The organism is Symbiopectobacterium purcellii (genome assembly GCF_052050035.1).
Taxonomy (GTDB): Bacteria; Pseudomonadota; Gammaproteobacteria; order Enterobacterales; family Enterobacteriaceae; genus Symbiopectobacterium; species Symbiopectobacterium purcellii_A.
Window position 1 is genome coordinate 1,963,110 of record NZ_CP189882.1, and the last position, 13,503, is coordinate 1,976,612.

General features: G+C 54.9%; 12 protein-coding genes and 1 pseudogene. 9 read left to right on the forward strand and 4 right to left on the reverse strand.

Going from position 1 to position 13,503, the window contains the following annotated elements; genetic code table 11:
• Positions 1-40 precede the first annotated feature (40 nt).
• Together ACQGXV_RS14440 and envC are read right to left on the reverse strand one after the other, a co-directional pair.
• On the reverse strand, positions 41-976 hold the full coding sequence (locus tag ACQGXV_RS14440) for a divergent polysaccharide deacetylase family protein (RefSeq protein ID WP_440867429.1): 936 nt from the start codon (positions 974-976) through the stop codon (positions 41-43).
• A gap of 25 nt (positions 977-1,001) precedes the next feature.
• On the reverse strand, positions 1,002-2,318 hold the full coding sequence (envC, locus tag ACQGXV_RS14445; protein WP_440866728.1) for a murein hydrolase activator EnvC: 1,317 nt from the start codon (positions 2,316-2,318) through the stop codon (positions 1,002-1,004).
• A 332-nt stretch (positions 2,319-2,650) separates the two neighbouring features.
• Here envC and ACQGXV_RS14450 point away from each other — a divergent pair, with 332 nt between their 5' ends.
• The 6 genes from ACQGXV_RS14450 to ACQGXV_RS14475 all read left to right on the forward strand — a co-directional run bounded on the left by ACQGXV_RS14450 (position 2,651) and on the right by ACQGXV_RS14475 (position 7,616).
• On the forward strand, positions 2,651-3,082 hold the full coding sequence (locus tag ACQGXV_RS14450; protein WP_440866729.1) for a rhodanese-like domain-containing protein: 432 nt from the start codon (positions 2,651-2,653) through the stop codon (positions 3,080-3,082).
• A 173-nt stretch (positions 3,083-3,255) separates the two neighbouring features.
• Positions 3,256-3,741, forward strand: a complete 486-nt coding sequence (secB, locus tag ACQGXV_RS14455; RefSeq protein WP_195316073.1) for a protein-export chaperone SecB — start codon at positions 3,256-3,258, stop codon at positions 3,739-3,741.
• Positions 3,741-4,760 (forward strand): NAD(P)H-dependent glycerol-3-phosphate dehydrogenase, encoded by a 1,020-nt coding sequence (gpsA, locus tag ACQGXV_RS14460; RefSeq protein WP_440866730.1) that lies wholly within the window; start codon positions 3,741-3,743, stop codon positions 4,758-4,760. Before secB ends, gpsA begins: the two co-directional genes overlap by 1 nt.
• A 168-nt stretch (positions 4,761-4,928) precedes the next feature.
• Complete coding sequence (cysE, locus tag ACQGXV_RS14465; RefSeq protein ID WP_440866731.1) at positions 4,929-5,750, forward strand: serine O-acetyltransferase; 822 nt, start codon at positions 4,929-4,931, stop codon at positions 5,748-5,750.
• A gap of 269 nt (positions 5,751-6,019) precedes the next feature.
• Positions 6,020-6,619, forward strand: a complete 600-nt coding sequence (pagP, locus tag ACQGXV_RS14470) for a lipid IV(A) palmitoyltransferase PagP (RefSeq protein ID WP_440866732.1) — start codon at positions 6,020-6,022, stop codon at positions 6,617-6,619.
• A gap of 97 nt (positions 6,620-6,716) precedes the next feature.
• On the forward strand, positions 6,717-7,616 hold the full coding sequence (locus ACQGXV_RS14475; RefSeq protein ID WP_440866733.1) for a carboxylate/amino acid/amine transporter: 900 nt from the start codon (positions 6,717-6,719) through the stop codon (positions 7,614-7,616).
• Here the strand turns inward: ACQGXV_RS14475 and metR are convergent.
• Positions 7,519-8,457 (reverse strand): HTH-type transcriptional regulator MetR, encoded by a 939-nt coding sequence (gene metR, locus ACQGXV_RS14480; RefSeq protein ID WP_440866734.1) that lies wholly within the window; start codon positions 8,455-8,457, stop codon positions 7,519-7,521. The two genes, ACQGXV_RS14475 and metR, sit on opposite strands and share 98 nt — an antisense overlap.
• Positions 8,458-8,560: 103 nt before the next feature.
• On the opposite strand from metR, the gene metE reads away from it, so the two are divergent.
• On the forward strand, positions 8,561-10,828 hold the full coding sequence (gene metE, locus ACQGXV_RS14485) for a 5-methyltetrahydropteroyltriglutamate--homocysteine S-methyltransferase (protein WP_440866735.1): 2,268 nt from the start codon (positions 8,561-8,563) through the stop codon (positions 10,826-10,828).
• Between the two features lie 52 nt (positions 10,829-10,880).
• Here the strand turns inward: metE and ACQGXV_RS14490 are convergent.
• A pseudogene (locus ACQGXV_RS14490) lies at positions 10,881-11,664 on the reverse strand (dienelactone hydrolase family protein).
• A 218-nt stretch (positions 11,665-11,882) separates the two neighbouring features.
• On the opposite strand from ACQGXV_RS14490, the gene udp reads away from it, so the two are divergent.
• Together udp and ACQGXV_RS14500 are read left to right on the forward strand one after the other, a co-directional pair.
• Positions 11,883-12,650, forward strand: coding sequence for a uridine phosphorylase (gene udp, locus ACQGXV_RS14495; RefSeq protein WP_440866736.1), 768 nt, complete (start codon positions 11,883-11,885; stop codon positions 12,648-12,650).
• 29 nt (positions 12,651-12,679) lie between these two features.
• Positions 12,680-13,465 carry a tyrosine-protein phosphatase gene (locus ACQGXV_RS14500; protein ID WP_440866737.1) on the forward strand — a complete coding sequence of 262 codons (786 nt, stop codon included), beginning with the start codon at positions 12,680-12,682 and terminating at the stop codon, positions 13,463-13,465.
• Positions 13,466-13,503: the final 38 nt, after the last annotated feature.

The following is a 13,503-nucleotide window of genomic DNA, read 5'->3' on the forward strand; positions in this document are numbered from 1 at the left end:
GGCATCATTGCGCGCCCTGAGGCCAGGGCGCGCTACACATTTATTTTTCCCCGGATGTCACCCAGGTGCGCCAGCGCTGCTCAATAAAATGCACGGGCGCACTGTCACGTAAGCTTTCCCCAATCAGTTTAAAGAAGACCTCGTTACCCACCGGTGGTAGTGGCTGCTTGATGGTACACAACAGCGGTTTGCGGAACGGTTTACGTGCCGGTTGTGCAGGACGAGGTTCATAAGGCAGCGTCTGGTAGTGAACCGGCTCATTCAATAACTGACTGGGGCGCACCAGAACGATATCAGCATCCAGCGTGGGCAACATCTGTTGCAGTACTTTGATCGTCGCGGGGTGCGGGTGACCGATGGCGATAGCGGAGCCAGTGCGGCGCGCCAGTTGCACCGCTCGATTGAACTGGGTGCGGATATCCGCCTCATTCTGAGTATCGTCTAAAAAGACCTTACGCTTGATCACCTTAACATGGGTGCCCGCCGCAGCCGGAATGGATTGGCTGCTGCCGATGGTCATGCTGTCGAGAAAGTAGAGCTGATAAGCGTTGAGCGCTTGCATCACCTTTTGCATGCCTGGCAGGCTGGAGGTCATGGCGCTGCCCATATGGTTGTTTAACCCGACCGCGTAAGGGACGTTATTTACCGCCTGGCGGATAATACGTTCGATCTCTTCACTGCCCATCTCCGGGCGCAGCGTGTCTTTCTCGAGAGGCTGCTTTCCCATCGGTGCCATCGGCAGGTGGATCAATACCTCGCGCCCTTGCTGGTGGGCCTTTAACGCCATATCACGGGCATAGGGCGCGTTAGGCAACACCGCAATGGAGATGGCCGTTGGCATCGCCAGTATCTGATTTTCGTTGTGGGGCCGATAGCCGAAATCATCAATCACGATCGACAGCTTTCCCTCCATCGCCCATGAACTACATGCCAATAACAAGGTGAAGAGAAGCGGACGGCGTACTTTTCGTAACATCGGTATCAGCAAAATGGTTTCCCTGTTATTTCCCTAACCAAGGCTGTGGGTTTACTGCCTGACCTTGACGGCGGATTTCAAAATAGAGTGCTGGCTGGCTTTGACCGCCGCTGGTGCCTACCAGTGCGATCGGTTGTCCGGCTTTCACCTGTGCGCCAACCGACACCAATGCGCTCTGGTTATAGCCATAGAGGCTCATGTCTCCCTTGCCGTGCTGCAACACCACAACAAGTCCATAGCCTTGCAGCCAATCCGCCATCAGCACCGTGCCATCGGCAATGGCTTTGACATCGGTGCCCTCTGGTGCGGCGATCACCAACCCTTTCCAGCGCAATTCGCCTTGCAAGGGCTCGCCAAAGCGGTGTTCAACCCGTCCTCTCACTGGCCAAATAGCCTGACCTGCGGGTTGGCCCAACCCACCAGTACGCGCCATAAGTGAACGCTCACTTTCTGATGGTTGGTAACGGCTGCCGCTGCGTTTGGCCTGCTCTTCACGCTCACGCACCTTGGCCGCCTCGCGCGCTTCGCGTTCGGCTCGCGCTTTGGCTTCGCGTTCAGCGCGGGCAATCTGGTCACGCAGGCGTGCTTCATTCTGTCGTAATTCTGTCAGTTGCTGCTGATCTTTTTCCAGCGAACTTTCCAGCGTGGAGAGGGTTTGTTTACGTTCGCCCCGCGCTTGCTCTAACGCCTTTTGCTGCGTTTGCTGCTCGGCGAGCAGCGTTTTCTGCGTGGCTTGTTTCTGCTCTACCTGCCGTTTCTGTGCGGCGAGCTCGGTGCGGGTGTGTTGCAACTCAGCAATGTTTTGCTGGCGCGCTTCATTCAGGTAACCAAAGTAGGCCAAAATGCGCTCGCTGCGCTGGCTCTCTTCGCCGCTGAGAATCAGTTGCAAGCCGTTGTGTTGACCCTGACGAAAAGCGGCGTCTAATTGGCGTGCCAACAACGCTTCTTGCTGCTTGCTTTGGCTTTCGAGTTTGGTGATGGAGGTCGCCAGCGCTTTAAGCTCTTCGCTCAGTGTGGCAAGCGTTCCCGTGGTGTCACGCAGTTGACGACTGGCCCGGGCAATGGATTGTTCTTGCTGTTGCAACTGGCTGAGCAGCCTACTGCGCTGCTGTTTCTGCTCTTGAACGCGTTTTTCCTTCTCCGCGATATCCTGTTGCAGCGTCTTGAGCTGTTGCTGATTATCGGCACCGAGCCCGGGCGTCGGCCACGCAAAAGCCCCAACGCAAACCGCGCTGATATATAGCGCGAGCAGCGCATGCAGCGGCGATTTGCCTGAGCGCGAATCCTGAGCTGGCACTTTGCATGGTACTCGGTGCGAGACCACTGACGCTTTCTTATTCATAACGTGGGATTATTTCACGATGGGCAGCCCCTGACCAGTCATCCTACCGCGCTTTTATCTTTCCGGTAATGAACGAACATATTGCAGAGGTGCGCATCTTGGGTAAGGTTTACACAGGATGAACTGCATCAAGCATAGATAAAAAGGGTGTATTATGCATAAAATGGCACAACCGTTAGCGGCGGTCGCTACGATTTTTCTGATTCATGCCACAGATAGAGTTACAGTTTAGCGGCTTACTGGTTGTTACAGGCTGTAATTGCTGTACCGCATAGGTATACTCAGAAACCTTGATTTTTGTTGATTAACTGATTCGGGAGCTGTTACCCCCCATGCAAGAGATTATGTCGTTCGTAAGCATGCATCCGATTATGAGTATCGGCTGGGTTGCACTGTTGGTTGCCGTTATTGTAATGACCGTGAAAAATAAGCTTTCCAAGGTGAAAGAAATCGCGCGTGGCGAAGCCATTCAACTTATCAATAAAGAAGAAGCGGTTATCGTTGATTTGCGCAACCGTGATGATTTCCGTCGTGGCCACATTGCCAACGCCATCAACCTGCTGCCTAACGACATCAAGAATGGCAGTTTGGGCGAGTTGGAGAAGCACAAAGCGCGCCCTGTGATTGTCGTTTGTGTGAACGGTATCAGCTCACGCGAATCCGCCGACCATTTATTAAAAGCCGGTTTTGAACGCGTGTCGGTTCTGAAAGATGGCCTGTCCGGCTGGAGCGGTGAAAATCTTCCGCTGGTGCAGGGCAAATAAGCGCGATGGCGCAAGCCGAATGTCTTTAAAGCATGCCGTAAAGGTATGCTAGGTTGTAACCAGGCGCAGGTTCCCTGCGCGCATTGTTCGATTTTAAATGCACACATTGGCGTCCGCAGCCATACGGTGAATGCGGCGCATTAAAAACGTTAACATTAAAGGTATTAGCCAACATGTCCGAACAAAACTCCGCCGAAATGACTTTTCAGATTCAACGTATTTACACCAAGGATGTATCTTTTGAAGCACCGAACGCCCCTCAGGTGTTTCAACAAGATTGGCAACCGGAAGTTAAACTGGATCTGGATACGGCGTCCAGCCAACTGGCGGAAGACGTGTATGAAGTTGTGCTGCGCGTAACGGTAACCTCGACGCTGGGCGAAAATACCGCATTCCTGTGTGAAGTACAGCAAGCGGGTATTTTCACCGTTGGCGGTCTGGAAGGCACGCAACTGGCACATTGCCTGGGCGCTTACTGCCCGAACATTCTGTTCCCGTACGCGCGTGAATGTGTGACCAGCATGGTGACACGCGGTACATTCCCGCAGTTGAATCTGGCGCCGGTGAACTTCGATGCGCTGTTCATGAACTATCTGCAACAGCAAACGGAAGGGCAGCCCGCAGAAGGTGAAAACGGCGCACCGCGCCTGGATGCCTGATGAGCACAGCGAATGCTTCCATGACAGTGGTCGGTGCCGGTTCGTACGGCACCGCCCTGGCGATTACGTTAGCCCGCAATGGTCACTCCGTGGTGCTGTGGGGACACGATCCTGCGCACATACAGACGTTGCAGGCCGCCCGGTGTAATCAGGCGTTCCTGCCGGATGTGCCTTTCCCCGATACGCTGCACCTCGAGTCTGATTTAGCGCAGGCCCTGGCGGCAAGTCGCGATATTTTGGTGGTGGTTCCGAGCCATGTGTTTGGTGACGTGCTGCGTCAGTTAAAACCGCTGCTGCGTGCCGATGCGCGCTTGGTGTGGGCGACAAAAGGGCTGGAAGCAGAAACCGGACGCTTGTTGCAATATGTGGCGCGGGAAGCATTAGGTGAAGAGATTCCTCTGGCGGTGATTTCTGGCCCGACGTTCGCGAAAGAACTCGCGGCGGGATTACCCACCGCTATTGCGCTGGCCGCGACAGACAAAACGTTTTCTGACGATCTGCAAACGTTGCTGCACTGTGGCAAGAGTTTTCGCGTCTACAGTAACCCCGATCTTATCGGCGTTCAGCTTGGCGGCGCGGTAAAAAATGTGATTGCTATTGGTGCTGGCATGTCCGATGGCATTGGCTTTGGTGCCAATGCGCGCACGGCGCTAATCACGCGTGGGCTAGCGGAAATGACGCGGCTTGGCGTGGCGCTCGGGGCTGACCCCGCCACGTTTATGGGGATGGCTGGGCTGGGCGATCTGGTGTTGACCTGTACCGATAACCAATCCCGTAACCGCCACTTTGGCATGATGCTGGGTCAGGGGCTGGATGTACAAAGCGCTCAGGACCAGATTGGTCAGGTGGTGGAAGGTTATCGCAATACCAAAGAGGTGCTGGCGTTGGCGCAGCGTCATGGGGTAGAAATGCCCATCAGTGAACAACTGTGGCAGGTTTTATACTGTGGCAAGGCCGCGCGCGAAGCTGCGCTTACCCTGCTTGGTAGAACGCGCAAAGACGAAAGCGAGCGCGAATAATATAACGTTATCCTTGAGGCCAACGGCGACGCTGGTCTTCTGGCGTCTTTTGGCTTTTATATCGTATGCTGGCGGCTACGCGAGTCTTTGGCGAGCGTGACGGGCGATAACAATAAATGCAACGTGTCAGCGCATCGCAATGAACGGTGCGGCAGGGGAGTGAAGGCAATGTCGACTGATGAATTGGAATTGGTGTGGGCAAATATCAAAGCAGAAGGCCGGTCGCTGGCTGATTGCGAACCGATGTTGGCCAACTTTTTTCATGCCACATTGCTGAAACATGAAAATCTGGGCAGCGCATTGAGTTATATGCTGGCGAACAAGTTGGCAAATTCCATTATGACTGCGATTGCTATTCGCGAAGTGGTGGAAGAAGCCTACCGTGCCGACCCGCAGATGATTCTGTCGGCCGCGTGCGATATTCGCGCGGTATGTCAGCGTGACCCGGCAGTGGATAAATACTCCACGCCGCTGCTTTACCTGAAAGGGTTTCATGCGCTTCAGGCCTACCGTATTGGTCATTGGCTCTGGTATCAGGGGCGCAAAGCGCTGGCCATTTATTTTCAGAACCAGATTTCGGTCTCGTTTGGCGTCGATATCCACCCGGCTGCGACCATTGGCTGTGGGATCATGCTCGATCATGCCACCGGTATTGTGATCGGCGAGACGGCGGTGGTGGAAAATGACGTGTCTATCCTGCAATCTGTCACCTTGGGCGGGACCGGGAAAACCAGCGGCGATCGCCATCCCAAGATCCGTGAAGGGGTTATGATCGGAGCAGGTGCCAAGATCCTCGGTAACATTGAAGTTGGGCGCGGCGCAAAAATTGGTGCGGGCTCCGTGGTGTTGCAATCGATTCCGGCACATACCACGGCGGCGGGTGTACCAGCGCGCATTGTAGGACGTCCGGAAAGCGACAAACCCTCGATGGACATGGATCAATACTTCAACGGCATCAATCGGGGATTTGAATACGGCGATGGGATTTGAGTTTTCCTATCGCAGGCAATTTTTCAAATGATTGTCCCTACATCTATCGCATATTATCGGAACATTCAGCTGATCTAGGATATTTTCTTATAAGAAATATCTCAAATATTGCCGCTTCACCGACAATTACACGCAATATGGTGTGTCAATCCGTCATAATACCTCTTTGGACAGGCTTCTCCCCGCGGCCTGTTTCCCTAGACCATACTTTCCCTGTCATGTGACGGTTCAAGTCTCGCAACAACATTGATGGTTTACGAGAAGCAAAGATGTATCTGAGACGTGTGATATTTACCCTTTTCCCTTTTCTGTTTTCACTTCCTTCCCTCGCTGCCTCAACGGATTCCCCAGTGGACATGTCGAAGGGGACTGTGCAGAGCAGTGGTCAGGGCAGTTGGTGGCAAAAAGCCAAATTTAATCTATCAGAAACCTGGTCTAACTCGTCAAGTCAGGAACTGTATATCCCGGCTATCACCTGGCATAACCGCTGGACTTACGACAAAGAGAAAACTGACAAGTACAATGAACGTCCTTGGGGCGCGGGCTATGGTGTGTCGCGGCTGGATGCCGACGGTGATTGGCATGGTCTATATCTGATGGCGTTCAAAGACTCCTTTAACAAATGGGAGCCGATCGGCGGTTACGGCTTTGAGAAACGCTGGACTCCAACCACCAACCCGAATTTTCAATTGGGTGCTGGCTTCACCGCTGGCGTCACCATGCGGGATAACTGGCACTATGTCCCGATCCCGGTGCTATTGCCGCTGGTTTCAGTGAACTATCAGCGTCTTTCATTTCAGGCGACTTACATTCCAGGTACCTACAACAACGGCAACGTCTTTTTTGCCTGGTTGCGCTGGCAAATCTGACTGTTCGTATGTAAACCAAATGTAAACCGCATTGATCGAGGATTATGCAGCCAATGCGGTACAATGGCCCCTTATCGTTTTTTGCTAGGGTGTCAGCGTGTTACTACTGGTCATTACCACCATTCTGTGGGCATTTTCATTTAGCCTGATTGGCGAATTTCTGGCGGGGCAGGTCGATAGCTGGTTCTCTGCCATGTTTCGTTTAGTGCTGGCCGCCGTGGTTTTTCTGCCGTTCCTGCGTTGGCGTGGTTATTCAGCCAAGGTATTGGGACTGTATTTGCTGATTGGCGTGATCCAACTCGGCGTGATGTACCTGCTGCTGTTCCGTAGTTATCTCTATCTCGATGTTCCGACCCTGTTGCTGTTTTCGGTGATGACGCCGCTGTACGTCACATTGATTTACGATGTGATTAGCGGGCGGCGCTTGCGCTGGGGCTATGCCTTTAGCGCTTTGCTGGCGGTGTTGGGGGCCGTAGTCATCCACTATCATGGCGTCAGCGCGCATTTTTGGCATGGTTTTCTGCTGATTCAGGCTGCCAATATTTGCTTCGCCGCAGGGCAAGTGGGCTATAAACGCCTGATGGAACTGCACCCAATGCCGCAGCACAGTGCGTTTTCCTGGTTTTATCTGGGAGCGGGATTGGTGACGTTGGTGGCGTGGGGACTGTTTGGCAACCTCACCAAGCTACCCACTGCCCCGATACAGTGGGGCGTGTTGGTTTTCTTGGGCGCGATTGTCTCCGGCCTGGGCTATTTCATGTGGAACTACGGTGCTACCAAGGTGGATGCGGGTACGCTGAGTATCATGAACAACTTTCACGTCCCTGCCGGATTACTGGTTAACTTCCTCTTCTGGCAAAAGACGCCCGACTGGGGGCGTTTCGCTCTGGGTTCGCTGATTATCCTTGCGGCTTTGTGGGTACACCAGCGCTGGGTCGTGCAGCATCCCGTACGAACGGCAGATGCGAACACGCGTGCTGGCGGGCAGAACGAATAAAGGCTTCAAGCACCGGCTGGCGCTGCTCTCCATCGCGTACCGCAGCGTACAGTCGGCTCCACAGCCCCTCGCCCAGCGTTTTGGTCACCACCAATCCCTGACGTTCAAAACTTTCCACGACCCAGTGTGGCAGCGCGGCAATTCCCATACGTGCCGCCACCATCTGAATCAGCAACAGGGTGTTATCCACGCTCTTTAGCGTTGGACTGATGCCTGCCGGTTGCAGGAAATGACGCCAGATGTCCAGGCGCTGGCGCTGAACCGGATAGATCATCAGGATCTCGCTGGCGAGATCCTCCGGTGAGACAGTCTCTTTATTCGCTAATGCATGGTCCGGCGCCAGCACCAATCTCACTTCAAAATCAAACATCGGTGAATAGTGCAATCCACTGCGCGGCAATATGTCCGATGTCATCACCAGGTCCAGCTCTCCTTGTTGCAGTGCCGGTTGGGGATCAAAGGTGACACCGGATTTGAAATCCATGTTCACCTGTGGCCACTGGCTGTGGAAATGCTCCAGAGCGGGCGTCAGCCACTGAATACAGCTATGGCACTCAATCGCCAGGCGCAGTGTGGTCTGATGCGGTTCGTTGCATGCCTGCAATGCCTGTTGAATCTGGGGCAATACCTGATCGGCCAATTGCAGCAGGATTTCCCCTTGAGGGGTAAAGCGCAGCGGTTGGCTCTTACGGACAAACAGCCGAAAACCCAGACGCTGCTCCAGTTCACTGAACTGGTGGGAAAGCGCCGATTGCGTCTGGTGAAGCTGCGCGGCGGCGGCGGCCAGCGAGCCTGTGCCGCGTAGTGCTTGCAGTGTCCGTAAGTGTTTCAGTTCGATCATGAGAGTCCTTCACAATGACAGTGAATAATTTGCGCTTGTGCATTATACAGTACCTGTTGATTATGGATGTGTAAACATCTGGACGGCTAAATGAGGATCAACGATGGCAATTTTAAATCACACACTGGGTTTTCCGCGCGTCGGACTGCGCCGTGAACTGAAAAAAGCGCAAGAAGGCTATTGTGCAGGCAACCTTACTCAGGCTGAACTGCTGGAAGTGGGCAAATCGCTGCGGGCACGTCACTGGCAACAGCAGAAAGAGGCGGGCGTTGACCTGCTGCCGGTGGGTGATTTTGCCTGGTACGATCACGTTCTGACCACCAGCCTGCTGCTGGGTAACGTGCCTGCGCGTCACCAAAATGCCGATGGCAAGGTTGATATCGACACGCTGTTCCGCATTGGCCGTGGCCGTGCGCCGACGGGTGAACCGGCGGCCGCCGCAGAAATGACCAAATGGTTTAACACCAACTACCACTACATGGTGCCTGAATTCACTCAGGGACAGCGTTTTTCCCTGACCTGGACGCAACTGCTCGACGAAGTGGACGAAGCGCTGGCGCTGGGCCACAAGGTCAAACCTGTGCTGCTGGGTCCGGTGACCTACCTGTGGCTGGGTAAAGTGAAGGGTGATGCGTTCGACCGTCTCTCCCTGCTGAAAGACATTCTGCCTGTGTATCAACAGGTGCTGGCCGAGCTGGCAAAACGGGGTATCGAGTGGGTGCAGATTGATGAACCTGCACTGGTGCTGGAACTGCCGCAAGAGTGGCTGGATGCCTTTAAACCGGCTTACGATGCGTTGCAGGGCTCAGTCAAACTGCTGCTGACCACCTATTTTGACAGTATCGGCCATAACCTGGATACCCTCCGTGCGCTGCCGGTACAAGGGCTGCATGTGGATCTGGTGCACGGCAAGGATGATGCCGCTGCGCTGCTGGCGCAACTTCCGGCTGATTGGCTGGTATCACTGGGTGTGATTAACGGCCGTAACGTGTGGCGTGCGGATCTCAGCACCTGGTTTGAACGCCTGCAACCGCTGGTGGGGCAGCGTCAACTGTGGATTGGTTCTTCCTGTTCTCTGCTGCACAGCCCGATTGACCTGAGCGTTGAAACGCGTCTGGATGACGAAGTGAAAAGCTGGTTCGCCTTCGCCTTGCAGAAGTGTGCTGAACTGTCGCTGCTGACGGCGGCACTGAACAGCTGCGAGGGGGCTGCACTGGTGGAATACAGCGCACCAATTCGTGCGCGCAGCACCAATTCGTGCGTTAACAATGCGGCAGTGACTCAGCGTCTGGCGGCGATCACTGCGCAGGACAGCGAGCGTCAACACGCCTATCCGGTACGCGCCGAGGCACAGCGTGCACGTTTCAACCTGCCCGACTGGCCGACGACCACCATTGGTTCATTCCCGCAAACCACGGAAATTCGTGGTCTGCGTCTGGACTTCAAGCAAGGCCGCCTTGATGGCAACAACTACCGCACGGGCATCGCTGAGCATATCAAACAGGCGATTGTCGAGCAGGAGCGTCTGGGGCTGGATGTGCTGGTGCACGGTGAAGCAGAACGTAACGACATGGTCGAGTACTTTGGTGAACACCTGGACGGCTTTATCTTCACTCAAAACGGGTGGGTACAGAGCTACGGTTCACGCTGCGTGAAGCCGCCCGTGATCATCGGTGATATCAGCCGCCCAGAACCGATCACGGTCGAGTGGGCCAAGTATGCCCAATCCCTGACCGACAAGCCGGTAAAAGGCATGTTGACCGGGCCGGTGACCATCCTGTGCTGGTCGTTCCCACGCGAAGATGTCAGCCGTGAAACTATCGCCAAGCAGATCGCGCTGGCACTGCGTGATGAAGTGGCGGATTTGGAAAGTGCAGGCATCGGTATTATCCAGATTGATGAACCGGCACTGCGCGAAGGGTTGCCGCTGCGCCGTTCTGACTGGCAGGCTTATTTGGCATGGGGCGTTGAGGCATTCCGTCTTAATGCGGCTGTGGTGCGGGATGATACCCAGATTCACACCCACATGTGTTACTGCGAGTTTAACGACATCATGGACTCCATTGCGGCACTGGATGCGGATGTGATCACCATTGAAACCTCGCGTTCCGACATGGAGTTGCTGGAGTCGTTCGAGGAGTTCGAGTATCCGAATGAAATCGGGCCGGGCGTGTACGATATCCACTCACCGAACGTTCCGAGCGTGGAATGGATTGAAGCGCTGTTGCGTAAAGCATCACAGCGTATTCCCGCCGAGCGCCTGTGGGTCAATCCGGACTGCGGCCTGAAAACGCGCGGCTGGCCGGAAACGCGTCAATCACTGGCTAACATGGTCGAAGCGGCACAGCGCTTACGCGCAACCGACGTTTAACCGCATCAGGTTGGTACCAAACGCAGGGCGTTTCTCCCTGCGTTTTTTTTGCTTATTTCACACCATACTGCGCAAACCACGCCAGCATACGCTGCCAGCCATCCTGAGCGGACGCTTGATGATAGCTGGGGCGATAATCTGCATGGAAAGCATGTCCTGCCTCGGGATACACCACAATCTCAGCCGTGGCGTTGGCGGCGCGTAGCGCCTGTCGCATTAGCTCGACCTGATCGAGCGGGATACTGCCATCTTCTGCGCCGTACAAACCGAGCTCGGGCGCACTGAGGTCAGCGGCGATATCCACGGGGTGTTTCGGTGTGGTCAGGGTTTTGTTACCGGAAAATTTGCCGTACCAGGCAACTGCGGCTTTCAACTGTGGATTGTGCGCCGCATACAGCCAACTGATGCGTCCGCCCCAACAGAAACCGGTAATGCCAATTTTGTTGGCATCGCCACCCTGTCGCACGGCCCAGTTGGTTGCGCGATCAAGATCCAACAGCATCTGCGCATCCGGCACCTTGCTGACCAATTCGCTCAGCAACGTTGGGATATCATCATACTGATGTTGGATCTCCCTGACGGAAATACAGTTCTGGCGCGATGGCCAGATAACCCTGTTTAGCCAGCCGACGGCAGACATCCTGAATATGCTGATGCACCCCAAAAATTTCCTGAACCACCAGAATGATGGGGTAAGGTCCGTCACCGGATGCCGGCTTGGCGAGGTAGGCGGGAAGCTGTTCGCCTTGAGACGGAATGGTGGTCTCACCCGCGATAATCCCTTGGCTGTCGGTGAGGATCGTCGACTCGGCATGGGGCGTAACGGCACAGGTCATCGCCCGATCGGTATGTCGGAGTTCCAGCGGTTAGGCCACTTTCATGATGGTTTTTCTCCTCTTGAGCATAAAAGGGATTATCGGTGTGACAACGCGTAATTTATAAGTGTATACCACTGTATTGGTTTCTTTTGGTAGTGAGATATATCACTGCTGTTAGAGTACTGATGCGCTAGGATAATAAACGGTACTATCTTGCCCATGATGAGGAGACGAGTATGTCTGAATCTGATGTGTTCCACCTGGGGTTAACCAAACAGGGGCTGCAAGGGGCGACGTTAGCCATTGTGCCCGGCGATCCGGCGCGGATCGAAAAAATTGCGCGTGAGCTGGATAACCCTGTGTTTCTGGCCGCACACCGTGAATTTACCACCTGGCGTGCTACGCTTGCAGGGCAACCGGTGGTTATCTGTTCCACGGGCATTGGCGGCCCTTCAACCTCTATCGCGGTGGAAGAGCTGGCGCAATTAGGCGTCAGAACCTTTCTGCGCGTGGGCACCACCGCGGCTATCCAGCCTGATATGAATGTGGGGGACGTGCTGGTGACGACGGCGGCTGTGCGTTTGGACGGTGCCAGCCTGCACTTTGCGCCACTGGAGTACCCGGCAGTGGCGGATTTTGCCTGCACCGCCGCGCTGGTGGATGCTGCGAAGGCCTCCGGTTTCCCGCTGCTTATTGGCGTGACCGCCTCTTCGGATACGTTTTACCCGGGGCAAGAGCGCTACGATACCTACTCTGGGCGCGTTGTGCGGCGTTTTCAAGGCTCGATGCAAGAGTGGCAGAGCATGGGCGTGCTGAATTATGAAATGGAATCGGCCACGCTGCTTACCATATGTTCCAGTCAGGGATTGCGGGCGGGTATGGTCGCAGTCGTGATCGTCAACCGTACCCAGCAGGAAACGCCGGATGTCGCGACGATGAAGCTGGCGGAAACCGCTGCCGTTACGGTGGTGCTGGATGCAGCACGCCGGTTATTGAGTGCCTGAGTTTTCCGCCACGTATTGCAAGGAGTTGTATGACAATATCAGCACCACGCCATCCTTCTTTGGTTGCTTTAGAGGGCGGCATCAATTTCCGTGATTTAGGGGGGTTGTATACCGCAGATGGGCAACGTATTCGCCCACGCAAGCTGTTCCGTGCAGGCTCGTTGGATCAACTCAGTGTGGCTGACTGTGAGCACCTGGCCGGTGTTCCCGTATCGCACGTGGTTGACTATCGTGACCCGGATGAAGTGACGGCCAAGCCCGATATTCTGTGGGAAGGCGCGCATTATCACACGTGCCCCGCCAACCCGATTCGCCATGAGGTCACGGCCAATCTGGAGTCGTTGGGGTCAGATCAGCTTTCTGCGTTTGACTCACAGGCCTTTATGCTGGAGCTCTATCGGCGTTTGCCTTTCAACAATCCCGCCTATCGTCAACTGGTTGCTCTGTTGCAGAGACCAGAAGAAGGGGCGCTGGTGCAGCACTGCGCTGTCGGCAAAGATCGTACCGGCATCGGCTCCGCTCTGGTGCTGTTTGCGCTCGGTGTGGATGAAAAGACGGTGATGGAAGATTATCTGGTTACGGACATCACCCTTGCGCCTTTTCGCGAGCAACTGCTGACATCGCTGGCGGATACGCTGAATGAGAATGCGCTGTCGCAATTCTCCTTTGTGCTCTCGGTTCAGGAAGCCTTTCTGGCGACCGCCCTGCGAACTATCAAAGAGCGCTATGGTTCTATAAACCGTTGGCTGGCGACGGACTATGGGCTGGATGATGACGCGCGCTACCAGTTGCAGCGTAAGTATCTGGTTGACTAGGTAGGTAAAGCAAGGTGATCGCCTCAGTGCGAGGCGGG